Genomic DNA, 26253 nt, shown 5'->3' with positions numbered 1-26253 from the left:
TCGGCGCGGCACGGGAAAGGTGCCGCGCGGCTCGCGCACCGGGCGCGCGACGACGGTCCGCGGTACGCGGTTCAGCGCGTGGCGCCGACCGGGGCGTTGCGGAGCTCGGTGACGAGGGCGGGGGTGAGCAGTTCGCCGGCGCGGTCGGCGAGCACGGACATCTCGTAGCCGACGAGGCCGACGTCGCAGCCCTCGGAGGCGAGGACCCCGAGGCAGCTGCCGTCGCGGATGCGGCCGACCATCATGAAGCCGCCCAGCATCTCGATCATGACCAGCTTCATGCCGTGGAACCCGTGCGCGGTGGCCGCGTTCTGGGCCAGCGAGGTGATGCCCGAGACGACGGCGGCCAGGTGGTCCGCGCGGTCCCGGGTCAGCCGCTCGGAGGCCGCCATCAGCAGGCCGTCGGAGGAGACCGCGACGGCGTCGGTGACACCGTCGGTGGTCCGTACGAAGTCGGAGATGAGCCAGCCGAAGCTCTGGACGGCGGTGGTCACGATGGCGCTCCTTCTTTGGTTCTGTACGGGACCGCTTGGGGGACGGCCTCGCGGGCGGGTACGGAGGGGGAACCGTTCTCGGCGCGGGCGACCCCGGCCCGGAAGGCGTTGAGCAGCGTCGAGATCCCGGGCTTGGGGGCCGGTGGCGGCGGCTCCGCCTCGTCGGGGGCGAGCAGCCGGGGAGGCAGGATCACCAGCGCGGAGACACCGCCTTCGGGGGTGTCGAAGAGGCGTACCTCGATGTCCTGGCGGCGGGCGAGCCGGCCGACGACATGGTGGCCGAGGAAGCGTGTCGGGGCGGACAGGAAGATCTCGTCCCCGCTGTCGGCGAGCAGCGCGTTGGCCCGCTGGAGGTCGGCGGGGCTCATGCCGACACCGTGGTCGACGACGGCGAAGCAGTACTCCCCCATGTGCTCGTCGCGCCAGCCGTGCACGTCGACGGACTCCTCGGGCGGGGAGAAGGTCAGCCCGTTCTCGATGAGTTCGGCCAGCAGGTGGGCGACGTCGGTGACCACATGGCCGCGCAGGCTGCCTCGTTCGACCTGGGCGACCATGACCCGCCGGTACTGCTCGACCTGGGCGACCGCGGACCGCACGACCTCCAGCGCGGTCGCCGGGCGGGCGATGGGGCGGGCGGCGTGCTGGCCGGCGAGGACCAGCAGGCTCTCGGCGTTGCGGCGCATGCGGGTCGCCAGGTGGTCCAGTTCGAAGAGCTCGGCGAGCTCGTCCGGGTCGAGCTCCCGGCTCTCCAGCCGGGTGATCAGGCCCAGCTGGCGGCGGATCAGGCCCTGATTGCGGCGTCCCAGGTTGGCCAGCGACTCGGTGGTGTTGCCGCGCAGCCGCGCCTGCTCCGCGGCGAGGTCGAGGGCGGTGCGCTCGACGTTGCGCAGGGCGGCGGCGACCTCGGCGATCTCGGCCGCGCCGTGCCGCACCGTGACACCGGCCGGCTCGGCGGGTGGCGGCGGGGCCGCGCCCGCGGAACGGGCCTGCTGGATGCGCTGCACGGCCTCGGGGAGCCGCCTGCGGGCGATGTCGTCCGCGCCTCCGGCGAGGGCGGCCAGGGGGCGGGTGATGGAACGGGCGGCGAGCGCCGCGGCGGCGCTGACGAGGCCGAGGATGAGCACGCCCAGGACGACGTAGAGGGCGAGCGAGGCCGCGGCCTCGTCGCTGAGCGACCGGGTGCGGGCCGTCACGTCGGCGCCGACCGACCGCTGCACCTCGTACAGCTCGTCGTTGAGGGCGCCGGTGCCGTTCCACCACGCCCGGGAGTCGACGTTCAGGCGCGAGCCGTCGACGCCGCGCTCGGCCAGCTGCTCGTAGGTGAAGGTGTCATTGGCGGCGGTGGTGCCGAAGGCCTGGTCCAGCAGGAGGCGCTGGTCGGCCGTGGCGACCTGCCGGAAGCGGCCGATCGCGGCCAGCCGCTCGGCGCGCTCCTGGATGAACTCCAGGTACTCCGCGCGGCGGAAGGCCCCGTAGGCGAACACGCCGTTGAGCGAGCTGCGCTCGTTGGCGAGCGCCTCCTTGGCCTGGGCCAGCGCCTCGAGCGCGGCGACGCCGTCGCGCAGCTCCCGGTCGCCGCGGGTGGCGGTACCGGCCGCCGGGTCGACGGCGTTCAGGCCCTGGATGGCATAGGTGTAGAAGGTGATCGTCGCGTCCCGGCCGGCGATGTCGGAGTCGACGTCGGCCCGCGTTCCGGCCAGCCGGCCCAGCCGCGTCTGGATCACGTCCTCGACGGCGGCCTGGTCGCGCAGGTCGTGCAGCTGGACGTCGACGAGCTTGCGGGTGGCGGTGAGCTGCTTGCCGTACCGGGCCTCACCGCCCAGCAGGCCGTTGGTCAGGCCGCGTTCCAGCTGGAGCTGGTGGACGAGGGACCGCAGCCGCAGCGACAGCTCGATCTCGGAGCGGGTGGTGCGGGCGTCGCCGTAGTCCTCGGCGCGCAGCTCGACGGCGAGCCCGACGAAGGCGAGCAGCAGGCAGGTGGGAACGGCGATGACGACCGCCACCCGGCCCCTGATGGTCCGCCATCCCGGCAGGGGACGGGGAAGGGCACTGAAGATCGATCGAGGTCGCCGTCGCGCCTTCCGCACCGTCATGCGCCAGCATGCTGGCGACCGGAAGAGAATCGTCGATTTCCGGCCCGTTAGCTGATGTTGGCCTTTGGGTGGCCGGAATCCCACAGTGCTGCGATAACGGCGCGAACGCCTCATCCCGGATATGGCGCCCACCCCGGTGTCACCGCAGGGCGAACGCCGGAGCCGTGAGATCCACGGTGAGGGCGCGGCCCAGGTTGTTGGTGAAGGTGGCATGCGCTCCCCCGGCCCCGGCGAGGACGAAGGGACCGGAGTCCGCGAGCGCGACGACCCACACCAGGTTGCCGTCGGAGTCCAGCCGGGCGAAGAAGCCCGCCGAGCCGTCCGAGCCGTCACCGCAGCACACGTATCCCGTGCCGTCGGGGAGTTCGGCGGTGCCCCGCGGGTGCGGACCGGCCGATGTGATGAGCCCGGGGTCCCCGGCCAGCAGCGCCGCCACGTCGAAGGGCTCGCCGATGCGGAATGCCGCCAACCGCGGGCCGTCGATGTCCACGTCGAGCGCCGTGCCGTCCGCCCGGTACAGCCCGTCGTGGGCCGGGACCTCGCCGGCCGGCCACAACTCGGTGATCAGACCCATCGGCCGCGCTCCTCCCGCTGTGCGCGACCAGCCCATCAGTCGGCCGCTCCGTGCGTCTCGACCGCCGGGCGAACAGCGGGCGAAATCCCGCCCGCCACGGCCCGCGACTCCGGCGGCCCGGGGCCGGTCCCCACGTCAGGCAGGGCCGAGCGGCCTGGGGCGGCGAAGGACCTCCACGGGCAGCAGCATGCGCCAGACCGCCTCCTCCAGACCGTGGACGGAGGCGATCCAGCCGAGGCTGTCCTCCGGGGTGCCCGTGCCGGCCGCGGCGGTCAGCTCGCCGACGGCGTCCGCGAGGTCGCCGTGGCGCAGGGCGGGTTCGATGCGGCCGCCGCCGAGGCCGTCGGCGACGTACCGCTCGTAGGCGGGCGCTGTGCGCAGCACCCCCACCGGCCGCCACTCCTCCGCCAGCCGCGGCACCGCTTCCCCTCCTACGCGGCGGCCGTCGGCCTCCACGACCTGGGTGCGGGTGCGGTCGACCGCCAGCGCGGTCCACGCGTCGGCCCCCGTCAGCACCGCCGCGGGACGGCACTGCTCGACGGCCTCGGCGACGGCGCCCGGCGCGTCCGGGCCGCCGGCGACCAGCGGCACCGCCGCCATGCCCGCGTACAGGCAGCCGTAGAAGGCGCCGGCCAGGTCCGCGCCCTGGGGGTAGTCCAGCAGCACGCGGCTGCCGGGCGGCAGCATGCGGCCCAGGCCCGCGGCGACCGCGCGGGCGCGCCAATCGAGACCGGCGAAATCGCAGTCGTACGGCACATAGGGGCGGCTGTCCGGCTGCCGCAGCGCGCGGCGGCGCAGCGCGGGGCCCGGCAGGCGGTACACGCTCACCATGGGGCCACCGATCCCGGCCCGGGCACCGCTCACAGGCTCCCGTCCACTTCGTGACCACATCGGCGGCCCTTCACCCCCCGTGAAGTAACACTTGCTACGCCAACGGCATATGAGCACTGATCATGCGAAAAGAAGGCGAACATTCCCCGTAACCCCTCAGAGCGCGCCCCCCGAAAATCACCCATAGGTGACCGCGAACAGGTCGGCACGGCAAACTGGCACAGTCGGCGGTTCCGAAAGACCGGAACTGTCGTCTGCAGACACTGTTCCGGTTCGCGATGAACGATCGATATACGCGCTGTTCGCGGACGGCAGTCGGCACCTGGGGGCAGACATGGGAAGCGGTACGGACCCTGGCGGAGCGCTGCGCTTCGCGGTCCTCGGCCCGGTGCGGGCCTGGCGCGGCGGACAGCCCGTCCCCGCCGGCCCACCCCAGCAAAGAGCGCTCCTGGGCGCGTTGCTGCTGCGCGGCGGCCGCACCGCGACCGCGCAGGAGCTGGTGGGCGCCCTGTGGGGCGAGGAGCCCCCGCCCACCGCCCTGGCCGCGCTGCGCAGTTACGCCTTCCGGCTCCGCAAGGCCCTCGGCCCCGACGCCCTGGCCACCGTCGACGGCGGTTACGTCCTGCACCCCGGCGACGACTTCGACCTCTTCCGCGCCGAACGGCACTGCTCCACCGCCGAGAAGACCCGCGCAGCCGGGGACCTGACGGCGACCCGTGACGAACTACGGGCCGCCCTCGCCCTGTTCGACGGCGAGCCGCTGGCGGGACTGCCCGGCCCGTACGCGGAGACCCAGCGCGTCCGGCTGCTCGAATGGCGGCTGCAGATGGCCGAGACCTGCCTGGACCTGGACCTCCAGGCGGGCTGCCACGCCGAGGCCGTGTCCGAGCTGACCGTGCTCTCCGCGGAGCACCCGCTGCGCGAGCGGCTGCGCACCCTGCTGATGCTGGCGCTGTACCGCGGAGGGCGGCAGGCCGAGGCGCTGGGCGTCTTCGCCGACACCCGCAGACTGCTCGACGACGAGCTGGGCGTCGACCCCGGCACCGAGCTCACCGACCTCCACCAGCGCATCCTGGAGGCCGACCCGGCACTGCTGCCGCCGCCCGTACCGCAGGCCGAGTCGGCCGCGGAGCCGGTGCGCCCGGCCCAGCTCCCCGCCAGCGTGTCCGACTTCACCGGGCGCGCCGCCTTCGTCCGCGAACTCGGCGACCGCCTGGCCGGCGCCTCCGCCGAGGGCGGCGTCATGGCGGTCTCGGCCGTCGCCGGCATCGGCGGCGTCGGCAAGACCACGCTCGCCGTCCATGTGGCGCACGCCGTCGCGGGGGTCTTCCCCGACGGGCAGCTCTACGTCGACCTCCAGGGCACCGGCGCCCGCCCCGCCGAGCCGGAGACGGTGCTCGCCTCCTTCCTGCGCTCCCTCGGCGTCACCGATGCCGCCATCCCCGAATCCCTGGCCGACCGCGCCGCGCTCTACCGCTCCACCCTCGCCGGGCGGCGCGTCCTGGCCCTGCTCGACAACGCCCACGACGCCGCCCAGATCCGCCACCTGCTGCCCGGCACACCCGGCTGCGCCGCCGTGATCACCAGCCGCGTCCGGATGGTCGGTCTGGCGGGGGCGCACCTGGTCGACCTCGACGTCATGAGCCCCGAGGAGGCGCTGCAGCTCTTCACGCGCATCGTGGGCGCCGAGCGCGTCGCCGGCGAACGCCAGGCCGCTCTCGATGTCGTCGCCGCCTGCGGCTTCCTGCCGCTCGCCCTCCGCATCGCCGCGTCGCGCCTGGCCACCCGCCGCACCTGGACCGTGGCCTTCCTCGCCCGCAAGCTCAGCGACGAACGCCGCCGCCTGGACGAGCTCAAGGCCGGCGACCTCGCCGTCAAGGCCACCTTCGAACTCGGCTACGGCCAGCTGACCCCGCAACAGGCCCGCGCCTTCCGCCTGCTGGCCCTCGCCGACGGCCCGGACATCTCGCTGGAGGCCGGGGCGGCCGTCCTCGACATGGACGTCCACGACACGGAGGACCTGCTGGAGACCCTGGTCGACATCAGCCTCATCGAGTCGGCCGGGCCCGCCCGTTACCGCTTCCACGACCTCCTGCGCCTGTACGCGCGCGACTGCGCCGAACGCCACGAGGGCGACGAGGCCCGCTGCGCGGCCCTGTCCCGGCTGCTCGACTTCTACCTCGCGTCGGCCGCCCGGACGTACGAGCTGGAGAACCCCGGCGACCGCGTCCTGGACCACCTCAGCCCGGTCGGCCGCCCCGGCCTGGTCTTCGCCTCCAGACAGGAGGGCCTGGACTGGCTCTTCAACGAGGCGCCCAGCCTGCTCGCCGCCGTCCAGCAGGCCGCGGGCGGCGGCTGCGCGGGCCCGATGCGGCGGGCCGTGGACCTGCTCTTCACCGCGCAGGACCTGATGGAGTCCGGTATCTACGCGCGCCAATTCGAGCAGTCCACACGCGCCCTGGTCGCCACGGCGAACGCCTGCGGCGAGCCGCTGGTGGAGGCGCGGGCGCGGGTCCTCCTCGGCCAACTACTCGGCCTGGCAGGTCACTTCCCCGCGGCCGACCAGGAAGCCCGGCGCGCCCTCGTTCTCAGCGTCGCCTGCGACGATCCGCTGACGCGCAGTTACGCGTCCATACTGCGGGGCATGATCGCCGCCTACGGACAGCGCTTCGAGGAGGCGGCCGGCCATTACCAGCACGCCCTCGACGGCTTCCGTGCCGACGCCAACCAGCACGGCGAAGCCGCGGCCCTGAGCAATCTCTCCCGGGTCAGGAACGATCTCGGTGACATCCCGGCCGCCGTCGCCGCCGCCGAGGAGGCGCTCTCGATCTATCGCGGGCTGCGGGCGGGATTCCGCCTCGGCAACGGCCTGTACGCCCTGGCCATCGCCCTGACCGCCGCGCACCGCGAGGAAGAGGCGTACGCGTGCCTCACCGAGGCGCTCCCCATATTCCGTGAAGCGCGGCAGCAGTTGTGGGAGGGGATGACGCTGTTCCGGATGGCGGAAGTCCAACTCGCCTCCCGTGGACACCGGCAGGCGGCTTCCCTCGCCGAGCAGTCGCTGAACCTCCTGCGCGAGACGGGCGGCACCTGGCGGCGGGCGCACGCGCTCACCGTCCTGGGCAAGTCCCTCGACGGCATGGGACAGCCCGACCGGGCCCGTGCCTGCTGGCGGGACGCCCTCGCGGAGTTCACGGCCCTGGGATCCCCGGAGGCCGAGTCCGTACGGCGATTGCTCGGGGATCCCGCCGACCCGGCCGCGGTCGCCGTCTGACGTCCGGACCGCGCAACACCCCAGGCACAGGACGTCAACAATTCCGTTTATCAGTTGATTATCGTCCCCTGTCACGATTCCATCAGTGCGAAGCCGCCCGCCTGGTGGCGCACGGGGGTCGTTGCCAGGCGGGCTTCGCCTCAGCCCAGTTCGCAGGAGGAGACAGCATGAGCGAGACCACACCCGAGGCGGGCACCGTCGAGGAGCCCGAGGTCACTCCCACCGAGGAGGAGACCACCGAAGAGGTGACCGTCAAGGACGACGGCACCGTCGTCAAGCCGGACAACTGGCACCAGACCTGATCTCCCGGCTCCGCTGCTTCGGGGGAAGCGCGAAGCCGACGGGGGTGCACGACGGGGGGACACGGGGGAAGCACGACCGGATGACGCACCGGGGGGGAGCGTCATCCGGCGGGGGACAGCACACGTACAACGGGCCGACTGCGACGCGGAGGGGGCGCCGCAGTCGGCCTTTGCCATGGGCCGTACGCGGCGTTCGCGACATGAGCCGCGCCGACGGGAGACGTCCTCCCGAGCGCGATCGCCCTGCCGCCACCAACGGCTCCACTCCCTCACCGGTACCGCCTGTCCGCACATGACCGCCGGGCCGCGCGCCCGGCCTCTTCCCGGAGGCATCGTGAAGCTCGTACGCAAGGCCGCCGTCGTCCTCGCCGTTGTCGCCGCAGGATTCCTCGCCGCCGCAGCCCCGGCCGCCGCCGCGGACAGCCCGGACGCATGGCACCGGACCATCGTCACCCCGGACAACTGGCACTCCAGCTGAACTCGGCCGACCGACACGGATGTCCCTCCCGTTCCCGCGGGAGGGACATCCGTGTTCTCCCGCGTGGGCAACTCCCCCCGTGTGAACGGGGCGTCGCGCTCCCCGGCGCGTCAGATGTTGCGGGTGCGCCGGAGTTGGTCGCCGAGTCCGCGGGGGAGCCGGGCGAGGCGGCCCGCGTCGATCACGGGTGCCGGGTCGATGGGGGCGGTCCTCCGCCGGGGGAGCACGACGGGGCCCTGCTGCCCCGGACCGGCTGTCGCCTGCTCGTGCTCGATCTGCCGGGGTGTCGCCATGACGTTGTGTCCCTTCGTCGGTGCGGGACGCGCCCGATTGCCGACGGGCAGGGCGGCGCGCGTCCAGGAGGAGCCGAAAGAAGCAACGCCCCTCACCACCCGCGCGTAACGGGCGGGGCGGGAACGCGACTGCCTCCGCTGCCGGCCCGGGGGCTCGCCGCTCCCGCGTGGCGCCTGTGGCGTGCAAGGCGTACGTTGCATAGCGGCGGCCGTCGCCCGCCCCTTCCGTGTGAGGCAGCGACGGCCGCTCATCGGTCCCCGAACCGATGCGGGCCCCCACGCGGCCGACGGGCGAACCGCCCCCGGCCGCACACAGTGCTCAGGCGCGGCGGGTTGCCGCTTCCGTGCCCTTGACCGCGTTGAGGGCGTAGACGCAGCGGTCCTTGCTGCTGGCGTAGACGACGCCGTCCGAGACGACCGGGGAGCCGGTGATCTCGCCGCCCGTCTCCAGCTTCCAGCGCAGCTGGCCGCCGCCGGCGTCCACGGTGTACAGGCAGTGGTCCTTGGAGCCGAAGTGGACGCGCCCGTCGGCGACGACGGGCGAGCCGACGATCTCGCCCTGCGCCGCGAAGCGCCACTTGGGGGTGCCGGACACCGCGTCGAGGGTGTAGAGCGCGCTGCCCGCGCCGAGCATGACAGAGCCGCCGGCCACCAGCACGGGCTCGACGCTCTGCCGCTGCTCGGTGGCGACGCGCCAGCGGTCCCGCCCGTCGGCGGGGTCGAGGGCGTAGACGGTGCCGAGGTAGTCGGCGATGTAGACGCCGCCGCCGGAGACGCCGGGGCCGGGGACGTACGCGGGAGGCCCGAACATCACCGCGGGGGCGTCGAAGCGCCACCGCTCGGCGCCGCTGCGGGCGTCGAGCGCCAGCACGCGGTTGCCCGCCGTCGCGAACACCGAGCCGTCCTCGACGACCGGACGGGTCGGCATGGCACCGCCGTCGCCGGTCGGGTAGGACCACCGCTCGGCGCCCGTCTCGACGTCCAGCGCGTGCAGCCGGCCGCCGCCGTGGAAGTAGACGACGCCGCCGGTGACGCTCGGCCCCGACTCGGGGGTCTCGAACTCCGTCTGCGCGCCGCCGCGCTCCCAGCGCAGCCGCCCGCTCGCGGCGTCCCAGACCTGGACGCCGCCGCCGCGCGTACCGGTGACGACGGTGCCCGCCTCGGCCCGCAGCGAGTAGATCCAGCCGTCGACCCCGGTACGCCACCGCTCGGTGCCGTCCGCGGCGTCCAGGGCGTACAGGCTCGGCCCGTCGGAGCCGTGGATGCGGCCCTCGGAGACGGCCATCGTCCACGCCACGTCACGGGTCTTGAACTGCCGCCGGCCGGTGGCGACGTCGAGTGCGTGCACCTCGAAGGAGGTGACGTACAGCCGGCCCCCGGAGACGACGGGCGTGCCCCACACGTCGTTGGACATCCGGAAGCGCCATGGGCGCCACTCCCCGTGCGGCCCGGCGGGCGGCTGTGCGCCGCCGCCCTGGCCCTGGCCGGGCACGGCCGCCGGGGCGCCGGCGGCACCGCCGCGGCCGGACCAGCCGAGTCCGTCGCCGGCGGGCGCCGCGGCGGCCTGGTTCTTGCGCTCCGCGACCCGCATCCCGGGTCCTATCGGCGCGGAGCCCGCGAGCTGTACCGGGCCGCCGGGAGCCTCCGCGGGGGCCCTGGGAGGCTGTACGGGGGCCACGGGCGGCTTGGCCGGCATCGGGGGCACGGCGGGCGCACCGGGGCCACCGGGGCCACCGGCCCGGCCGCCGCTGCGCCGTTCCTCTATCAGGCCCACCGCCGCGGGCGGCAGCCACGCGGAAGCGGTGCCGGTGTCGTCACCGGCGGAGGAGAACAGGTGCGGCGCCAGCTGCGCCTGAAGGTCCGCCGGGCTGGGCCGGCGCTCGGCCTCCATGCGCATGCAGGCCTCGATCAGCGGCCGCAGGTCCGCCGGGAGCCCCGACAGGTTCGGGCCCTCCCGGAGCAGCATGAAGACGGTCTCGACGGGGTTGGCGCCGTGGAAGGGCGCGTGCCCGGTGGCCGCGAAGACCAGCGTGGAGCCGAGCGAGAAGACATCGCTCGAGCCGGTGACGCTGCGCGAGTCCTTCGCCTGCTCCGGCGACATGTACGCGGGCGTGCCCACGGCCACGTTCGTCATCGTCAGCCGGGTGTTGGACACCCCGCTGGCGATGCCGAAGTCGATCACGCGCGGGCCGTCCTCGACCACCAGCACGTTGGACGGCTTCATGTCGCGGTGGACCAGGCCCGCCCCGTGGATGGACTGCAGCGCCTCCGCGATACCGGCCGCCAGCCACCGCACGGCCTGGACGGGCAGCGGCCCGGACTCGTTGACGATCTCCTCGAGGGAGGGCGCCGGCACGAACGCCGTGGCCAGCCAGGGCACGGCGGCCCTGGGGTCGGCGTCGACCACCGCGGCCGTGTAGAAACCGCTGACCGCGCGGGCGGCCTCGACCTCACGGGCGAAGCGCACGCGGAACAGCTGGTCCTCGGCGAGCTCGGCGCGTACGGTCTTGATCGCCACGCGCCGGCCGGACGCCGAGCGGGCGAGGTAGACCAGGCCCATGCCGCCCGCGCCCAGCCGGCCCAGCACCTCGAAAGGGCCGATCCGTCTCGGATCGTGCTGCGTCAGCTGCTGCACCACTGCCCTGCCACCTCCCCGTGGGTTCCCCCCATCCCGGGGTCCGTTCCCTGATTCTTCCTGGGATGAGTATCAGTTGCGAACCCGGGGCGGTGTCGACACGCGATTACCTGAGATTCGCTTGCGGATCGGCCGTTTGTCAGGACGGCTTCTCGCCGACCTTCGTCGTGGTGTCGATGAGCCCGAATTGGGCTCCCTGGTCGTCGCTCACCAGCACAAACCGGCCGAAGGGCGAGTCCAGCGGGCCGCGTGTGACGCGGCCGCCGAGCCGTACGACGGTCTCCGCGGCCCGGTCGGCGTCCTCGACGGTGAAGTAGACGAGGATGTGCGGTGGCATCTCCTCGGGGTACCGCCCGCTCATCCGGAAGCGGCCGAGCACGGCGTCGGCGACGGTGACCTCCCGGCCCGCGGGGGCGAAGATCCGGAAGTCGGTGCCGGGGTCGGCGGCGTTCTGGGTGTCCCCGGCGGCCGCGGCCTTCTCGAAGATCTCCTTGCCGCGGTATCCGAAGACCCCCTCGTAGAAGGCGTCGGTCTTCGCCGCGTCGCGGGTGAAGATCTCCGCCCAGACGTAGGCGCCGGGTTGGTCGGTCGTCTCGAAGCCGGGGTGGGTGCCGGCCTGCCACGCCCCGAAGACCGCGCCGGTCGGGTCGGCCGCGGTCAGCATGAAGCCGAAGGCCCCAACGGGCATGGGTTCCATAATGAGTTGGCCGCCCGCGTCGCGGATCCTGCGCGCGGTGTCCTGGATGTCGGACGAGGCGAGATAGAGGTTCCACACGGTCGGCATACGGCCGTCGGGCTTGGGCGCCAGCGCGGCGACGTTCTTCCCGTCCGGACCGTAAGCCTGGGTGTACGAGGACCACTCCGGATCGGTCGCCCCGAAGGTCCAGCCGAGCAGCTCGCCGTAGAAGCGTTTTCCCGCCTCCACGTCATTGAGCATGGCGTCCGCCCAGCAGGGCACGCCGTCGGCGTATCCGGCCATCTGGTCCTCGATTCGTGTCGTGATTCGCGCGGTGATTCGCATGGATCGACGGAGTGTCTGACTTGACACGTTATCGGCCGATCCTCAACCCCGCCCGAGGAGAATTCGAACACATGGCCTTCCCCATTTGCAGGCACCGAATCGCGCGCTGATCACCAGCCCGTAAACTGACGGCATGACAGGACAAGTTCGCACCGTCGACGGCCGTGTGGCAGGACGTCGGGGTCAGGCGACGCGGCAGAAGCTGCTCGACTGCCTCAGCGAAATGCTCAGCACGTCGCCGTACCGGGACGTCAAGGTCATCGACGTCGCCCGGATGGCGGGTACCTCCCCCGCAACGTTCTACCAGTACTTCCCCGACGTCGAGGGCGCCGTGCTCGAGCTGGCCGAGGAGATGGCCAAGGAGGGCGCCGCGTTGTCGGACCTCGTGGCCGGTCGTTCCTGGGCCGGAAAGGCCGGTGCCACGGCGGCGGAGGAACTCGTCGAGGGCTTCTTCTCCTTCTGGCGCAAACACGACGCCATCCTGCGTGTCGTGGATCTGGGCGCGGCGGAAGGGGACAAGCGGTTCTACAAGCTCCGCATGAAGATCCTCAACCCCCTCACCAACTCCCTTTCGGATTCGGTCAAAGAGCTCCAGAGCAAGGGCCGCGTCGACAAGGACATCAATCCGGCGGCCGTCGCCGGGTCTCTTGTGACCATGCTCGCGGCGGTCGCCGCACATCAAAAGGGCTTTCAGAGCTGGGGCGTCAAACAGGCCGAGTTGAAGCCGAATCTGGCGCTGCTGGTTCACCTGGGAGTGACGGGAAAGAAGCCGACCCGCTGATTCCCGCCGCTCGCGGCCTTTTATGTCCTTGCCGTCGTAGTCCTGCCTGCAATGACGCGGGCGCCGACCGGTCCTCGGGGGAGGTTGCCGGAACGGCGCCCGCGTTTCATTTTCCCCACCCCGCGGTCCCTGTGTGGAGCGCGGCGGCGTGGAGACCCGTTCGGTCCAGCGCGGCTCGTGGACGCCTCAGGCCCCGGCGGCCGGCCGGCGATCCGTCGCGAGGCGGCTGTGCAGGTGGACGTCCCGGAGGCGGCCGGAGATGTCGACCATCGCCCCGCGCAGGACACCCTCCAGGACGTAGCCGCAGCGCCCGGCGACGGCGCAGGAGGGCTCGTTGCCGACCGCGTGGCCGAGTTCGAGGCGGTGCAGGCCGAGGTCGCGGAAGGACCAGCGGGTGACCGCCTCCAGCGCCCGGGAGGCCACTCCGCGGCCGCGCGCCTCGGGGAGCAGCCAGTAACTGACCCGGGCGGTGCGCATCGGCCGGTCGATCATGCCGATGGCGGCCTGCCCGAGCACGGCGCCGTCCTCGGTCACCGCGAAGGACGCGAGGTCGCCCGCACCCCATCCGTCCCGCCGCCGGCGCAGGAAGTCGCGGGCGCCGCTCTCGTCCGGCCGGGGCACGACCGCGGAGTTCCAGCGCCGGAAGTCCGGGTCGCTCAGCCCGCGCAGGGCCGCGGCGAAATCGCCCGGAGTGTCCTGCCAGGGCCTGAGCAGCAGGCCGGACGACTGCAACTCGACGGGTGCCAGCACGGGTTCCTGCACGGCATCATTCAACCAACCGCCGCGGGCACCCGGACAGGGGGTCGGTGCTCACGCCCGGCGGCCCCGTACCTCACACCGAGTCCCGTCGGCGGCACACCGGTTGACCGGATGCGGTTGCTCCTCCGCGAGGTACGGGCGGTGAAGCGCGCTACCTTCCGGAGTGACCTCGCCCCCAGCCAGCCACGGGAGTACGACATGACCGACACCTCCGCCTCCGCCGTCGCCCCGATACCCGGCGCGGCCGCCCCCGACGCCATCGTCGTCGGCGCGGGGCCCGGCGGACTGGCCGTGGCGGCCTCACTGCGGCACCGCGGCGTACGCACCCTGGTCGTCGAGCGCTCCGCCGCCGTGGGAGCGTCCTGGCGCGGCCACTACGAGCGGCTGCATCTGCACACCACCAGACGCCTGTCCGCGCTGCCCGGCCTGGCCATCCCGCGGGCCTACGGCCGCTGGGTGGGCCGCGACGACCTCGTGCGCTACCTCGAGCAGTACGCGCAGTTCCACGACCTCGACGTCGCCACCGGGATCGAGGTGTCCCGCATCGAGCGCACGGAGGACCCCGCGACCGGCTGGGCGCTCCCGGCCACCGGCGGCCGCATGCTGACCGCCCGCAGCGTCGTCGTCGCCACCGGCTTCAACCACACCCCGCACCTGCCGGCCTGGCCCGGCCGCGACACCTTCGGCGGCGAACTGCTGCACGCGTCGGACTACCGCAACGGCAAGGCCTACGCGGGCCGGGACGTCCTCGTCGTCGGGGTCGGCAACACCGGTGCGGAGATCGCCGTCGACCTGGTCGAGGCCGGGGCGGCCCGCGTGCGCCTGGCGGTGCGCACCCCGCCGCACATCCTGCGCCGCTCCACGGCCGGGTGGCCCGCGCAGCGCACCGGCATCATGATCCGCCGCCTGCCGACACGGCTGGTGGACGGGATCGCGCCCTATGTGGAGCGGATCTCGGTGCCCGACCTGTCGGCCCACGGGATGCCGCGCCCGCGGACCGGTCTCTACTCCCGGGTGCGCGAGGGCGCCATCCCGGTCCAGGACGTCGGCCTGATCGCCGCCGTGCAGGCGGGCAGGGTCGAACCCGTGGCCGCCGTCGAGGGCTTCGACGGCCGCGAGGTCCTGCTCGCCGACGGCACCCGGCTCACCCCGGACACCGTCGTCGCGGCCACCGGCTACCGGCGGGCCCTGGAACCGCTGGTCGGCCATCTCGGCGTGCTCGACGACCACGGCCGGCCCTCGGTGCACGGCGGCCGGACCCCCAAGACCGCGCCCGGCCTGTACTTCACCGGCTTCACCAACCCGATCAGCGGCAACCTGCGCGAAATGGCCATCGATGCGCGCAGGATCGCCAAATCCATCGCCCGGCGGTAGCCGGACCGCCGCGCCGGGTACCGCAGTGGCAGGGCGTGCACGCCCCGTGCACGGCGCGCACCCCTGGCACACTCCGCGCCGCACCGGCGCGGACCCGGCACCACCCCCGGTCCGGCGGACCGGCCGGCCCTCTCCCCCTCAGCCGGCCGGGCCGCCTCGCACCGCGCCCGAACGCCTCAGGCCAGGAGGCCCGCCACGAGGACCGCGCCAAGCGGCGCAAGAGCGACGACCGAGACCTGGAAGGCCACTTGCCGCTGCCGCGCCCAGCCCCGCTTCCCCGGCGGGTCGTGCCGTCCGGCGTAGAAGGAGGCCGCGAGCACCGGGGCCGCCCCGGCGGCCGTGAGCGCCGGCCACGCAGTCGGCCAGGGCAGTTCGATCGCGGGCGCCGCGCAGGCGTAGAGGGCGGCGAGCGCCGCCTCCGCCACCAGGCAGCACGGGTAGCGGGACAGGCCGGTGCGCCGCGCCAGGGCGTGCCCCAGGACGGCGGCGGGCAGCGCGTGGAGCAGGGACGCGGCCACCGCGGCGGCCCACAGACCGGCGAAGAGGAAGGGGAGCACGAAGATCAGGAGGGCGCCCGGGTCCTCCGGCTCCTGCCCCGCGGGCGGCTCCGGCCACAGAGCGAAGACCGCCATGACGGTCCACCCGAGCACGGCGGCCGCGCAGTACGCGGTGACCGCCGCCGCCCGGCCCGCGTCGTCCCAGGGACTTCCGGGCACCTGTCTGCGTACGCTCCCCCACCCCATGCGCCCCACGCTACGGCGTGCCCGGCCGGCCCTCTCCCGGGCCCTGGGGTGACGTACCGCCAAGGGGGCCTAGGCGGCCGCGAGCGGGGCCGCCAGGGGCGTCCCACTGCCGCGGCGGATCACCAGCGCCATGAGCGCGGCGATCGCGCACAGCGCCCCGGAGGCGTACCAGACCAGGTCGTAGGAGCCGAAGGCGTCGCGTGCCGCGCCGCCGAGGAAGGCCACCAGGGCGGCGCCGAGCTGGTGGGAGGCGAGGACCCAGCCGAACACGATGGCACTGTCGGCGCCGTAGAACTCGCGGCACAACGCGATGGTCGGCGGGACCGTGGCGACCCAGTCGAGGCCGTAGAAGACGATGAACAGCACCATGGGCGGGTGCACGGTGCCGGCCATGAGCACCGGCAGGAACATCAGTGACAGCCCGCGCAGCCCGTAGTACGTGGCGAGCAGGCGCCGCGGGCTGAAGCGGTCGGTGAACCAGCCGGAGGCGATCGTGCCGGCGATGTCGAAGACGCCGATGACGGCGAGCAGCGACGCGGCGGCCGTCACCGGCATGCCGTGGTCGTGGGCGGCGGGGACGAAGTGGGTCTTGACCAGTCCGTTCGTCGACGCGCCGCAGATCGCGAAGGTGCCCGCGAGCAGCCAGAAGGGCCCGCCCTTCGCGGCGTTGGCCAGCGCCCTGAGCGCGCGTACGGCCGCGCCGGTCACCGGGGGCGGCTTGGGCACGAACTGCGCGGCGCCGTAGGGGGCGACCCCGACGTCGGCCGGGTGGTCGCGCAGCAGCAGCCACACGAAGGGCGCGACCAGCAGCGCGGCACCGGCGACGGTGAGCGTGGCGGGCCGCCAGCCGGAGTGCTCGACGATCACGGACAGCCCCGGCAGGAAGACCAGTTGGCCGGCCGCCCCCGCCGCCGTCAGGATGCCGGTGACCAGGCCGCGGCGCTTGTCGAACCAGCGGTTGGTGACGGTGGTGGCGAAGGCCAGCGCCATGGAGCCGCTGCCGAGCCCGACGAGCACACCCCACAGCAGGACCAACTGCCAGCTCTGCCGCATGAAGACGGTCAGGCCCGCGCCCGTGGCGATCGTGAGGAGCGCGACGACGACCACCCGGCGCATGCCGAAGCGGTCCATGAGCGCGGCCGCGAACGGCGCGGTGAGCCCGTACAGCGCCAGGTTCACCGACACCGCGAACCCGATCATGCCGCGCGACCAGCCGAACTCGCCGTGCAGCGGCTCGATCAGCAGGCCCGGCAGGGAGGCGAAGCCCGCCGCGCCGACCAGCGTGACGAAGCCCGCGACGGCGACGTACCAGGCGCGGTGCACACGCGGCCCGCGCGGCGGACGGGGGGCGGGGAGGGCGATGTCCCTCAGAGGCTGGGCGGGAAGCTCCGGAGTCTGCGTCACAGGACGAGCATCCGGCACGGGTTCGCCCGCAACGAGTGGCCGGATGGCCATGATGTGCAAGGATCGGGCCATGGCCGCTCCCCTGGAGACCACCGGTGAATCCGCCCGGGAATCCGCCGCCCCCGTGAAGCCGCACCGTGTCGCCGTCCTGGTGCAGCACGGGGTGATCCCGTTCGAACTCGGCATCCCCCACCGCATCTTCGGCGGGGCGCGGTCCGCGTGCGGCACCGACCTGTACGAGGTGCGCACCTGCACCCCGGGCGGTCCCGGCCTCGTGCGCGCAGAAGCCGACTTCGAGATCGCCGTGCCCCACGGTCCCGAGATCCTGGAGGACGCCGACACCGTCATCGTCCCGGCGGCGCACGAACGCGACAGCGCCCACTGCGACGGCCGGCTCTCCCCGGGCCTCGCGGCGGCCTTCGCCCGCATCCGCCCGGGCACCCGACTGGTCTCCATCTGCACCGGCTCGTACTTCCTCGCCGCGGCCGGCTATCTCGACGGACTGCGCGCCACGACCCACTGGTCCAGCACCGAGCACTTCCAGCGCCTCTACCCCCGGGTGCGGGTGGAGCCGGACGTCCTGTACGTCGACAACGGCTCCATCCTGACCTCGGCGGGCGTCGCCTCCGGCATCGACCTGTGCCTGTACCTCCTGCGCCGGGACCACGGCTCCGCCGTCGCCAACGCCAGCGCCCGGCGCACCGTCGTCCCGCCGCACCGCGAGGGCGGCCAGGCCCAGTACGTCCACCGGCCGGTTCCTGAGCCGCAGCTGGCCACGACGGCGGCCGCGCGGGCGTGGGCGCTGAACCGGCTGGACCGTCCGCTGACGCTGCGGGAGCTGGCCGGGACGGAGTCGATGAGTGTGCGCACCTTCACCCGCAGGTTCCGCGAGGAGGTCGGTATCAGCCCCGGTCAGTGGCTGGTGCAGCAGCGCGTCGAACGGGCCCGGCATCTACTGGAGTCCAGCGACCTGTCGGTCGACCAAGTGGCCCGCGACGCCGGGTTCGGCACCGCGGCCTCGATGCGGCAGCACCTTCAGGCGGCGCTCGGCGTCTCGCCGACCGCCTACCGGCGCACCTTCCGGGACACGGCGACCGGCTGAGGCCCCGGCGCGCGCGGAAGGGGGCGCCGGCGAAGGTGGCCGTGGACGCGGCGGTAGGGCTCAGAACGCCGGGCGGCCGATCAGTCCACCGGTCGCCTGCGTCGGCACGATCGCCTGGCCCCTGACACAGCGGTCGATCTCGCACCAGATCTGCTTGCCCGCGCCCTCGCGCTGCCAGCCCCAGCGGTCCGCCAGGCCGTCCACGAGCTCCAGGCCGCGCCCGCCCGTCTCGTCCTTGTCCGCGTGCCGCGGTCGCGGCGGGGCGTCGCTGGTGTCGGCCACCTCGACCCGCACGGTGTCGCGCTCCTGGCCCTGCGAGGCGCCGGAGGACCGGAAGAGCATCCGCAGCACCGCCGGGCAGCCCGTGTGCACGACCGCGTTGGTGACCAGTTCGGAGATCAGCAGGATCAGCGTCTCGGCGACGGGCTCATCGGCCCCTATGCCGGAGCCGACCAGACGCGAACGCGCCCAGCTGCGGGCCCGGCCCACCTCGGCCGGGTCGGGACCTACCTCTAGCTGAACCTGGAGCATCTGCACTGCTCACACCATCCGAACCGGCGGACACATCGCCTCGCGCCTCGGCAAGGTCACCAAGCGTGACCCCTTCGCAACACAGCATGATTGACCGACAGTCACCCCAACAAGCGCTTCGGGCATATTCCAGCGCGAAGGGGGAGGGGTGCTGCATACTGTGCGGGACTTATCACGGGTCGAATGAGCACAGCCCGACACCGGTCGCCTGCCCGGCCCTTGGGCCGTGCTTCGACTGCTCACGTCGCGCTCCTGCACCACACGCACCCGATGGAGCGTACCCGAGGCGACCCCCGACTCCATGGCGTGACGAGTCACACCTCGGACACAACCCGATATCGACACCGCTCACCACTTATCTCGGACGAATCCGACATGCCTCATTAAATGCCGCAACGTGCGCCATTGGCCGGGCACTCCGCGCGGACCGCCCCACCGTCCGCGACCGACCGCCCCGCGCCCGCGCTCCCAGGACCCATGCCCGTTTCCCGTGCGGATGCACCTCCGCCCCGGATCCGGGTGGCGGACGGCGGCTGCGGCTGCGGCTGCGCGGGAAAGGACCCCCGGGCGAGGTGCGCAAGTACCGCATGCCGCACGCTTTACGAAAGCGTGAGGCCTGGCCGGTGCAAAGCCGCGTACCCTCCTCCGCAAGAGATCCGGAGGGAATGGGGCACGGTGGGCGCACAGGACGACGGGGACCGAACGCACGATGTCCTGGACGAGGACCTGGACGATCCTCAGGTGCGGCTGCGCCTCGGTGAGGCCGCACTCGACGCGGGCGAACTCATGGAGGCCCGGGCCCACTTCGAGAGCGCGGGGCGCCTCTTCGAGGCGGACCCCGAGGCGGTACCGGCACGCCGGGCCACCGCGCTGCGCGGCCGGGCGGTCTCGCACCTGCTGGCCGGCGAGGTGCGGTACGCCTCCCACCTGCTGGAGGAGGGCATCGCGCGGCTCGAGACGGAGGCGGCGTCCGGCGGCCGTCCCGACCCCGACGCCCTGTTGATGCTGCACGTCGCGGCGATCGGCCCGTACACCGACCTGGGTGCCTACGCCCGCGCCGCCCACGCCGCGGAGCAGGCGCTCAATCTCGCGCCCGACGCGGCCGACCCGGCCCTCGTCGCGCTGATGCACCGCAGCATCGCCCGCACCCTGATCGTGGCGGGACGCACCGGCGAGGCCGAGGCCTCCCTCGCCAAGGCCCAGGAGATCTTCCAGCGCCTGGAACTGCACACGGAACTGGCGCACTGCCACTGGATGCGCGGCTACGTCCACTCCCAGGACGGCGATCTGGAGCAGGCGGAGCGCGAACTGCGCACCGCCCGCGACATGCTGGCGGCCGGGCGCTCGGTGCTGTTCACCGTGCAGGTCGAGGTCGAGCTCGCCGACGTGCTGCGCCGGCGCGGCAAGTCCATCGAGGCCGAGGAGTTGCTGACCCGGCTGCTGGACCAGCTCGGCCCGTGGCGCGGCGCCGTCCACGCGGGCGGAGCGCACCGGTTGCTGGGGCTGCTGGCCGAGGAGCGCGGCGACCCGGAGGCCGCGGAGGAGCACTACGTCTCCGCCCTGGCCCTGCTGGAACGCGCGGGCGCGGCCGGGGACCTGGCGGACATCTGCCGGCTGCTGGGCGATCTGCTGCGCCGGGCGGGACGGGTCGAGGCCGCGCTGGACGCCTACCGCACGGGGCTCGGCCACCGCGCCGCGATCGGCACCACGACGCTGGGACCGGCTCCCGCGGACTCGTAGGACCTCCCGCGGGAGGCTCGCACGGGGGGCCGGGCGCCCGGCCCCCGGCGCGTCAGGCCGACAGCGGTTCCGCGTCGTCGTCGGTCGCCGCCTCGATGTCGGGGAACACCTCGAACAGCCGCCGCACTCCCAGTGCGGCCAGCACCTTGTTGACGTGCGCGGCACTGTTCCCCCGCACGTCGGAGGGCAGGATCAGCCGCAACTGCCCCGCGCAGGAACGCATCAGGCGCCGGGCGGCGATGAGCACGCCGACCCCGCTGGAGTCGCAGAAGTCCACACTCGCCAGGTCGAGTACCAGGCTGTGGCGCCCGTCGGCGACGGCATCGTGCACATGCTGGCGTACGGCGGGGGCGGTCACGAGGTCCAATGCGCCGGAAACGGTCAGGATCGTCCAGCCGCCCCGTTCGTCGTGCGTGACCTTCAACGCCACTGTCCGGCCCCTCTCCCGTCACCGATTCTGTTGTCCCTATGCCCTGCCCAAGCCACTTCCTCGCAATCTTTCGGTCACACACGGATAACGCGTTACCAGAATTGATCATTTTCGGCAGAAGCTTGCCTCAAGGCGGCGTACACGACACCAGCGGGCGGATACATTCGATGCGAGGCAGGACGACCGGAGTCGGGCGACGGCGACAAAGGCGAAGAGGGGGGACGACGCATGGCGGCATCCGCACCACCCCGCTGGGACCGCAAGATGCAGCAACGGCTCGCCCGCGGCGAGGAAGCCGCCCTCGGGGAGCTGTACGACCGCTTCGCCTCCCTCGTGCACAGCCTCGCCCACCGCGTCATGGACGACGAGGAGACCGCCGCGCAGATCACCCGTGAGGTCTTCGGCTACATCTGGGAGAACCCGGACGCCTACGACCCCAAGCAGGGCTCGCTGCGCTCCTGGATCGCCGGGCTCACGCAGAAGCAGGCCGTGCACCGGCTGCGGCTGTCCGAGAGCGTCGGCGAGGGCACACCCGAGGAGGTCGAGACCCGGCTCCGGGAGGCGAACACCGCCGCCCGCGCCGACTACATCGTGACCTCCATGCCCGAACCCCTGCGCCAGGCGCTCGACCTCGCCTACCGCAGCCGTATGGACTACCGCGCCGCCGCCGCCGACCTCGGCGTCACCGAGGACGAGGCCCGCCGCCGGCTGCGGCTCGGGCTGCAACTGCTCTCCACCGCCATGCAGGACCCCGCCCCCGAGGGGCGTGCTCTGTGACCGGACCCGCCGGAGACGGCGACACCTCCCCGCACGGGTCCACCCCGCCCCGTGTGCCGACGCCCCGCGGTGCCGCCGAGGACGGCCCGCTCCCGGAAAGCGTGACCATGCAGCCCGAACAGCCCCGGTACGACCACCGCGTGCTCCGCTCCCTCCTGGGTGCCTGGGCGCTGTCCGCCTGTTCACTCGACGAGTCGCTCGCCGTCGACGGGCACCTCACCTCGTGCGCGCCGTGCGCGGACGAGGCGCTGCGGCTGCGCCGGGCCGTCGAACTCCTCCACCAGGAGGAGTCCCTCGACCTCGATCCGCTGCTGCGCGCCCGCGTCCTGGAGAGCTGCCTCGGGCGCCGCCCGGCCCGTATCCCCGTCCCCCAGTGGGCCGCGCCCTACGACGCGGAGACCGCCCGGCTCGACGCGCTCCTGTCCGACCTCGGCGACCACGAGTGGGATCTGCCGGTCCAGCTCGTCTGGGCCGGCGGCGAGCGCGAGCTGACGCTCTGCGGGGTCCTGGCCCACCTCGGCTCGGTGGACGGCGTCGTGGCCACCGCGCTCGGCCTCGACGACCCGCTCGGCCCCGGGGCGCCCCGCACGCGCCTGGAGCGCACCGAACTGGCGGGAGAGCGCTGCCGCCACCACACCCGCGGCTTCGTGCGCAACAAGTGGCGCAACCAGACCCGGGACATCGTGCGCACCCTGTCCTTCGCGGGCACGGGCACCGGCGGCCTGCCCGTCGACTTCACGGACATCGTGGTGCCCATGCGGGACGCCCTGATCGACCGTGCCTTCGAGTGCTGGATCCACGCCGAGGACATCGCCCAGGCGCTGGACTACCCCGAGTACGGGCCGCCCGCGCCGGCGCACCTCAACAGCATGATCGACCTCGCCGCACGCATGCTCCCGCTGGCGCTCGCGGGCCTGCGCCAGGCCGGGCTGGCGGACTCCCCGGCGCGCCTGGTGCGCGCGGGCGCCCCCGGGCGCACCCTGGACCTGCACGTCGAGGGCGCGGGCGGCGGGCACTGGTTCATCTGCCTCGACTCCCCGGGCGCCCTCGGCTCGCCTGACAACGTCGTCGCGGAACTGGCCGTCGACCAGATCGACTTCTGCCAGCTCGCCGCCGGCCACCTGCCGCCCACCCGCATCGCCGCGGGCCGCGGCGGCGATCCGGACGCCATCCGCGACGTCCTGTTCGCGACCGCGTCCCTGTCCCGCCTCTGACCAACCCGCCCCAGGCAACGGGCGCCCGCCGAACCGCCGACCGCGCCGGTCCCCGCCGGGACCGCCGACCGCCGACCGCCGACCGCCGACCGCGCCCACCCGTACAGCGCCGCCCCTGGACATCAGGCGACCCGGCCAAACGCCCCCCGGAGCGGCGCGGGGAACCGCGCGACCAGCCGCAGGACACCCGCGCCCACGACACCCGGCGCGGCGGAGCGCTACCCCTTGCTGACCGCCGAGAGGATCTCCGGCAGCCGGGCGTGCATGCGCGGCGCAGCCGACCGCACGCCCGCGGCCGCGAGCAGCGCCCCGTAGAGGCAGCCGACCGGCAGGAGGAGCCACAGGGCGCCATGGAGGTCCGCGACGTGCAGCCAGATCAGCAGGGCGAGCACCGGGAGGGTGAGCACGGTCCCCGTGCCCGCGCCCCCGACGAGGCTGAGCCAGACCAGGCTGCCCTGGCCCGGCGCGGCGGAGCTGCCGAAGCGGTTCTCCCTGGGCATGGAGTACGGGAAGCGGACACTGGCCCACGCGCCCGTGGCGATCAGCGCGCCGAGCAGCGCGAAGGAGAGCCCGAGCGTCTCCGGCACCGCGTCGAGGCGGTCCAGGAGCAGCGCCGCCCCGACCGTGACCACGGCGACGTACGGGACGGCCACGACCGCGATCGCCAGCGCGCGGGCCCGCAGTTCGGCGTAGGCGTCCTCGCGGGAGGAGATCGTCGCCGCGACGGTCCAGAAGGCGGAGCCGTCCATGCCGAACTGGTTGTACATCTGGAGGCCGAGCAGTCCGGCGGCCCAGCACGCGGAGTACACGCTGCCGTGCTGCACGGCCGAGACCACGGGCAGCAGCAGTCCCACGGCGAGCGCGGTGGCCCAGGCGGCCTTGGTGCGCGGGTCGCGCCAGGCGTAGCGGAACTGACGCTCCATCACCGTCCCGGCGCGGCCCTCGGGGAACAGCCTGCGCGTGCTGCGCACCCGGGCCGGCCCCGACGCCTGGAGCGTGGAGGAGTCGGGGCGGGTCATCAGCCGGTCCAGGCTGCGGTGCCACCAGACCAGGACACCGGCCAGCACCGCACCCGTCCACAGGAGTTCGGCGACGGCGAGCGCGTACGCCCCCGTGCCGGCCGCCCGCACCGCGTCCAGCGCGGAGGCGGGCGGCAGCCAGCGCAGCACGGAGGTGACGCCCTCCAGCCGCTCCAGCCCCTTGCCGGAGGCGAGGGCGTTGGCTCCGAGGTTGACCAACTGGGCTCCGACAGCCACCAATACGCCGCTCAGCAGCGCCAGGTCGCGCCCCCTGCGGCTGGTGAGCAGCCGGGTGTTGGCGGCCGCCACGGCCCGCGACAGGGCCACGCACAGCACCACCACGAGGGGCACGGCGACGAACGCCGCCACCACCGACACCGCGCCGTGGGCCACGGCCACCGCTGCCCCGGCCGCCACCAGCACCGTCAGCAGTGGTCCGACGCCCACCAGGGAGGAGACCAGCAGCGCGCGGACCAGCGGGCGCGGACGCAGCGGCAGCATCGCCAGCCGGGTGGGGTCGAGGGTCTCGTCGCCGCCGAAGACGAACAGCGGCATCGCCGCCCAGGCGACGGCGAGCACGGTCCCCGCGCCGACGGCCGCGACCGGCGCGTAGTGGTTGCCGTGCAGCAGGACCAGGACCGCGCCGACGCCGAGCGCGTACAGCAGGGCGACGAGCGTGCCGACGATCCAGCCCACCGTCCGGCCGGTCGACTGCCGCAGCCCGTTGCGGATGACGGACAGCTTGAGGCGTACGAAGGTCCCCGTCACGGCCGTCCCGCTCCCTGCCCGCCGGGACCGCGCTTCCCACTGCCGCCGGCTCCACCGGTTCCGCCGGTTCCGCCTCCGCCGAGCCAGTCCAGTTCGCCGCCCGCCGCCCGGTCGTGCGCCCCCACGAGGGTGAGGAAGGCGTCCTGCAGCGTCGACGCCTGTCCGCGGACCTCCTCGAGCCGTCCCTGCGCGACGATCCGGCCGGCCGCCATCACGGCGACCCAGTCGCACAGGCTCTCCACCAGTTCCATGACGTGGGAGGAGAAGACGACCGTCGCGCCCGAGGCCGTGTAGCGCTCCAGGACGCCCCGGATCACCTGTGCCGACACCGGGTCGACGCCCTCGAACGGCTCGTCCAGGAAGAGCACTTCGGGGTTGTGCAGCAGCGCCGCGGCAAGCCCGGCCTTCTTGCGCATGCCGGTCGAGTAGTCGACGACCAGTTTGTTCGCGGACCCGGCCAGGTCCAGGACGTCCAGCAGCTGGGCCGCCCTGCGGTCGGTCTCGGCTCCCGGGATGCCGCGCAGCCGCCCGGTGTACGCGAGCAGCTCGCGCCCGGTGAGCCGCTCGAAGAGCCGCAGTCCCTCCGGCAGCACGCCGATCCGGGACTTCACGGCGACCGGGTCGCGCCAGACGTCGGCCCCGGCGACCTCGACCGTGCCGTCGTCCGGCCGCAGCAGCCCGGTGATCATGGACAGTGTCGTGGTCTTGCCCGCGCCGTTGGGGCCGACGAGCCCGACGAAGTGCCCGGCGGGCAGCGTCAGATCGATCCCGGCGACAGCGGCCTGCTGCCCGAAGCGCTTCCAGAGTCCTTGGACGCGCACGGCGGGCGGCGTGGCGGGTTCGTTCGGCATCCGCCCAGCCTATGCCGCCCCGGTGGCTACCTGGTCCGCCCGCACGCGTAGGCGAGGGGGCTGAGCAGTTCCTCGGTGTCGGGCAGCCAGCGGTTGACCGCGGTGGGCTTGCGGGCCCACTGGACGCTCCGGCCGCCGGCCAGCCGGGTGGGCGGCGCCGGGACCCAGTCGCCCTCGCCGCGTACCACCAGGTCCAGCGAGGACGGCGACCAGCCGAGCCGCCGCAGCAGGTCGGGCACCTTCGCCCCGGCGCCGGGCAGCACGAAGAAGATCAGCCGGCGGTCCGGGGTGCCGATCACCGGGCCCAGCGGCAGCTCCATCCGCTCCATCCGGGCGAGCGCGAGGCAGCCGGCGACCTCGGGGACGTCGATGGCGTCGAAGGTACGACCGGTCGGCAACAGGATGGAGGCGTCCGGCTGGTCCAGCCACATCCGGCGCACGGCGGCGGCGCTGCCGCTCGCCTGGCCGGTCCAGTCGGCCGTGAGGGGGTGCGCGCCGGGCACCGGGCACCGGGGCGCGCCGCACGAGCAGAACGCGGTGCGCCGACCGCCGGAGCCCGCCACCGGTCCGGTCCCGTCGATGAGCCAGGCTCCGGGGAGCACATCCCAGTGCCGCTCCTCCGCGTAACGGACCGCGGTGTCGAGGAGTGGGCCGGCGGTCTGCCGGGGGGCTGCGAGGGTGTCGTCCACCGTGTTTTCCACGACCATCACAACTGCGGCGCTGAGCACGGGTTACGGGCGGTGACGAGTCCACCTCGCGGGTCAT

24 protein-coding genes are annotated in these 26253 nt (G+C 73.7%); 9 read left to right on the top strand and 15 right to left on the bottom strand.

What is annotated here, in order from left to right:
* Window positions 1-71 precede the first annotated feature (71 nt).
* The 4 genes from RV983_RS21200 to RV983_RS21185 form a co-directional block, all read right to left on the bottom strand.
* On the bottom strand, window positions 72-494 hold the full coding sequence (locus RV983_RS21200) for a roadblock/LC7 domain-containing protein (protein ID WP_475987331.1): 423 nt from the start codon (window positions 492-494) through the stop codon (window positions 72-74).
* Complete coding sequence (locus RV983_RS21195; protein ID WP_475987330.1) at window positions 491-2497, bottom strand: sensor histidine kinase; 2007 nt, start codon at window positions 2495-2497, stop codon at window positions 491-493. The genes RV983_RS21200 and RV983_RS21195 overlap by 4 nt, the downstream gene beginning before the upstream one ends.
* Before the next feature lie 229 nt (window positions 2498-2726).
* Window positions 2727-3161: a hypothetical protein gene (locus RV983_RS21190; RefSeq protein ID WP_475987329.1), complete on the bottom strand. Its 435-nt coding sequence runs from the start codon at window positions 3159-3161 to the stop codon at window positions 2727-2729.
* A gap of 135 nt (window positions 3162-3296) precedes the next feature.
* The gene (locus tag RV983_RS21185; protein ID WP_475987328.1) at window positions 3297-3992 is read right to left on the bottom strand and encodes an AMP-binding protein; all 696 of its coding nucleotides are present in this window, start codon (window positions 3990-3992) and stop codon (window positions 3297-3299) included.
* Window positions 3993-4326: 334 nt separating this feature from the next.
* On the opposite strand from RV983_RS21185, the gene afsR reads away from it, so the two are divergent.
* The 3 genes from afsR to RV983_RS21170 all read left to right on the top strand — a co-directional run bounded on the left by afsR (window position 4327) and on the right by RV983_RS21170 (window position 8046).
* Window positions 4327-7266, top strand: coding sequence for an SARP-family global regulator AfsR (gene afsR, locus RV983_RS21180; protein ID WP_475987327.1), 2940 nt, complete (start codon window positions 4327-4329; stop codon window positions 7264-7266).
* Between the two features lie 167 nt (window positions 7267-7433).
* Window positions 7434-7568 carry a hypothetical protein gene (locus tag RV983_RS21175; protein ID WP_475987326.1) on the top strand — a complete coding sequence of 45 codons (135 nt, stop codon included), beginning with the start codon at window positions 7434-7436 and terminating at the stop codon, window positions 7566-7568.
* A 334-nt stretch (window positions 7569-7902) separates the two neighbouring features.
* On the top strand, window positions 7903-8046 hold the full coding sequence (locus RV983_RS21170; RefSeq protein WP_475987325.1) for a hypothetical protein: 144 nt from the start codon (window positions 7903-7905) through the stop codon (window positions 8044-8046).
* A gap of 110 nt (window positions 8047-8156) precedes the next feature.
* On the opposite strand, the gene RV983_RS21165 is transcribed toward RV983_RS21170, so the two are convergent.
* The 3 genes from RV983_RS21165 to RV983_RS21155 all read right to left on the bottom strand — a co-directional run bounded on the left by RV983_RS21165 (window position 8157) and on the right by RV983_RS21155 (window position 11953).
* Window positions 8157-8339, bottom strand: coding sequence for a hypothetical protein (locus tag RV983_RS21165; RefSeq protein WP_475987324.1), 183 nt, complete (start codon window positions 8337-8339; stop codon window positions 8157-8159).
* Window positions 8340-8658: 319 nt separating this feature from the next.
* Window positions 8659-10977: a serine/threonine-protein kinase gene (locus tag RV983_RS21160; protein ID WP_475987323.1), complete on the bottom strand. Its 2319-nt coding sequence runs from the start codon at window positions 10975-10977 to the stop codon at window positions 8659-8661.
* A 136-nt stretch (window positions 10978-11113) separates the two neighbouring features.
* Window positions 11114-11953 carry a VOC family protein gene (locus RV983_RS21155; protein ID WP_475987322.1) on the bottom strand — a complete coding sequence of 280 codons (840 nt, stop codon included), beginning with the start codon at window positions 11951-11953 and terminating at the stop codon, window positions 11114-11116.
* Window positions 11954-12128: 175 nt separating this feature from the next.
* On the opposite strand from RV983_RS21155, the gene RV983_RS21150 reads away from it, so the two are divergent.
* A complete protein-coding gene (locus tag RV983_RS21150; RefSeq protein ID WP_475987321.1) occupies window positions 12129-12776 on the top strand; it encodes a TetR/AcrR family transcriptional regulator in 648 nt (215 codons plus the stop codon).
* A gap of 186 nt (window positions 12777-12962) precedes the next feature.
* Here the strand turns inward: RV983_RS21150 and RV983_RS21145 are convergent, their stop codons facing one another.
* Window positions 12963-13538 (bottom strand): GNAT family N-acetyltransferase, encoded by a 576-nt coding sequence (locus RV983_RS21145; protein ID WP_475987320.1) that lies wholly within the window; start codon window positions 13536-13538, stop codon window positions 12963-12965.
* Window positions 13539-13733: 195 nt separating this feature from the next.
* Between RV983_RS21145 and RV983_RS21140 the strand changes: the two genes are divergently transcribed.
* Complete coding sequence (locus tag RV983_RS21140; RefSeq protein WP_475987319.1) at window positions 13734-14909, top strand: flavin-containing monooxygenase; 1176 nt, start codon at window positions 13734-13736, stop codon at window positions 14907-14909.
* A 176-nt stretch (window positions 14910-15085) separates the two neighbouring features.
* Here RV983_RS21140 and RV983_RS21135 read toward each other — a convergent pair whose 3' ends face one another.
* Both RV983_RS21135 and RV983_RS21130 read right to left on the bottom strand, forming a co-directional pair.
* A complete protein-coding gene (locus RV983_RS21135; protein WP_475987318.1) occupies window positions 15086-15652 on the bottom strand; it encodes a hypothetical protein in 567 nt (188 codons plus the stop codon).
* Window positions 15653-15721: 69 nt separating this feature from the next.
* A complete protein-coding gene (locus RV983_RS21130) occupies window positions 15722-17056 on the bottom strand; it encodes an MFS transporter (RefSeq protein ID WP_475987317.1) in 1335 nt (444 codons plus the stop codon).
* Between the two features lie 70 nt (window positions 17057-17126).
* On the opposite strand from RV983_RS21130, the gene RV983_RS21125 reads away from it, so the two are divergent.
* The gene (locus RV983_RS21125) at window positions 17127-18158 is read left to right on the top strand and encodes a GlxA family transcriptional regulator (protein ID WP_475987316.1); all 1032 of its coding nucleotides are present in this window, start codon (window positions 17127-17129) and stop codon (window positions 18156-18158) included.
* A 60-nt stretch (window positions 18159-18218) separates the two neighbouring features.
* Here the strand turns inward: RV983_RS21125 and RV983_RS21120 are convergent, their stop codons facing one another.
* Window positions 18219-18695 carry an ATP-binding protein gene (locus tag RV983_RS21120; protein ID WP_475987315.1) on the bottom strand — a complete coding sequence of 159 codons (477 nt, stop codon included), beginning with the start codon at window positions 18693-18695 and terminating at the stop codon, window positions 18219-18221.
* Window positions 18696-19364: 669 nt separating this feature from the next.
* Between RV983_RS21120 and RV983_RS21115 the strand changes: the two genes are divergently transcribed.
* Window positions 19365-20429: a tetratricopeptide repeat protein gene (locus tag RV983_RS21115; protein ID WP_475987314.1), complete on the top strand. Its 1065-nt coding sequence runs from the start codon at window positions 19365-19367 to the stop codon at window positions 20427-20429.
* 52 nt (window positions 20430-20481) lie between these two features.
* Here the strand turns inward: RV983_RS21115 and RV983_RS21110 are convergent, their stop codons facing one another.
* On the bottom strand, window positions 20482-20859 hold the full coding sequence (locus RV983_RS21110) for an STAS domain-containing protein (protein ID WP_475987313.1): 378 nt from the start codon (window positions 20857-20859) through the stop codon (window positions 20482-20484).
* A 228-nt stretch (window positions 20860-21087) separates the two neighbouring features.
* Between RV983_RS21110 and RV983_RS21105 the strand changes: the two genes are divergently transcribed.
* Together RV983_RS21105 and RV983_RS21100 are read left to right on the top strand one after the other, a co-directional pair.
* Window positions 21088-21636 carry a sigma-70 family RNA polymerase sigma factor gene (locus tag RV983_RS21105; RefSeq protein WP_475987312.1) on the top strand — a complete coding sequence of 183 codons (549 nt, stop codon included), beginning with the start codon at window positions 21088-21090 and terminating at the stop codon, window positions 21634-21636.
* Window positions 21633-22850, top strand: a complete 1218-nt coding sequence (locus tag RV983_RS21100; RefSeq protein ID WP_475987311.1) for a maleylpyruvate isomerase N-terminal domain-containing protein — start codon at window positions 21633-21635, stop codon at window positions 22848-22850. The genes RV983_RS21105 and RV983_RS21100 overlap by 4 nt, the downstream gene beginning before the upstream one ends.
* Before the next feature lie 218 nt (window positions 22851-23068).
* Here RV983_RS21100 and RV983_RS21095 read toward each other — a convergent pair whose 3' ends face one another.
* The 3 genes from RV983_RS21095 to RV983_RS21085 are packed head-to-tail and all read right to left on the bottom strand — an operon-like array spanning window position 23069 to window position 26189.
* Window positions 23069-24637 (bottom strand): transporter, encoded by a 1569-nt coding sequence (locus tag RV983_RS21095; RefSeq protein WP_475987310.1) that lies wholly within the window; start codon window positions 24635-24637, stop codon window positions 23069-23071.
* Complete coding sequence (locus RV983_RS21090; RefSeq protein ID WP_475987309.1) at window positions 24634-25488, bottom strand: ABC transporter ATP-binding protein; 855 nt, start codon at window positions 25486-25488, stop codon at window positions 24634-24636. The genes RV983_RS21095 and RV983_RS21090 overlap by 4 nt, the downstream gene beginning before the upstream one ends.
* Before the next feature lie 26 nt (window positions 25489-25514).
* Window positions 25515-26189: a bifunctional DNA primase/polymerase gene (locus RV983_RS21085; protein ID WP_475987308.1), complete on the bottom strand. Its 675-nt coding sequence runs from the start codon at window positions 26187-26189 to the stop codon at window positions 25515-25517.
* Between the last annotated feature and the right edge of the window lie 64 nt (window positions 26190-26253).

It is taken from the genome of Streptomyces sp. RLA123 (assembly GCF_056270165.1).
The sequence above is the reverse complement of the archived record's forward strand: the minus strand, read 5'-3'. Positions and strand labels throughout refer to the sequence as shown.

Bases quoted from the DNA above. Each gene is read 5' to 3' on its own strand.
- RV983_RS21190 (WP_475987329.1), bottom strand. From the start codon at position 3,161: ATGGGTCTGATCACCGAGTTGTGGCCGGCCGGCGAGGTCCCGGCCCAC.
- RV983_RS21185 (WP_475987328.1), bottom strand. From the start codon at position 3,992: ATGGTGAGCGTGTACCGCCTGCCGGGCCCCGCGCTGCGCCGCCGCGCG.
- afsR (WP_475987327.1), top strand. From the start codon at position 4,327: ATGGGAAGCGGTACGGACCCTGGCGGAGCGCTGCGCTTCGCGGTCCTC.
- RV983_RS21175 (WP_475987326.1), top strand. From the start codon at position 7,434: ATGAGCGAGACCACACCCGAGGCGGGCACCGTCGAGGAGCCCGAGGTC.
- RV983_RS21165 (WP_475987324.1), bottom strand. From the start codon at position 8,339: ATGGCGACACCCCGGCAGATCGAGCACGAGCAGGCGACAGCCGGTCCG.
- RV983_RS21155 (WP_475987322.1), bottom strand. From the start codon at position 11,953: ATGGCCGGATACGCCGACGGCGTGCCCTGCTGGGCGGACGCCATGCTC.
- RV983_RS21150 (WP_475987321.1), top strand. From the start codon at position 12,129: ATGACAGGACAAGTTCGCACCGTCGACGGCCGTGTGGCAGGACGTCGG.
- RV983_RS21140 (WP_475987319.1), top strand. From the start codon at position 13,734: ATGACCGACACCTCCGCCTCCGCCGTCGCCCCGATACCCGGCGCGGCC.
- RV983_RS21135 (WP_475987318.1), bottom strand. From the start codon at position 15,652: ATGGGGTGGGGGAGCGTACGCAGACAGGTGCCCGGAAGTCCCTGGGAC.
- RV983_RS21125 (WP_475987316.1), top strand. From the start codon at position 17,127: ATGGCCGCTCCCCTGGAGACCACCGGTGAATCCGCCCGGGAATCCGCC.
- RV983_RS21105 (WP_475987312.1), top strand. From the start codon at position 21,088: ATGGCGGCATCCGCACCACCCCGCTGGGACCGCAAGATGCAGCAACGG.
- RV983_RS21090 (WP_475987309.1), bottom strand. From the start codon at position 25,488: ATGCCGAACGAACCCGCCACGCCGCCCGCCGTGCGCGTCCAAGGACTC.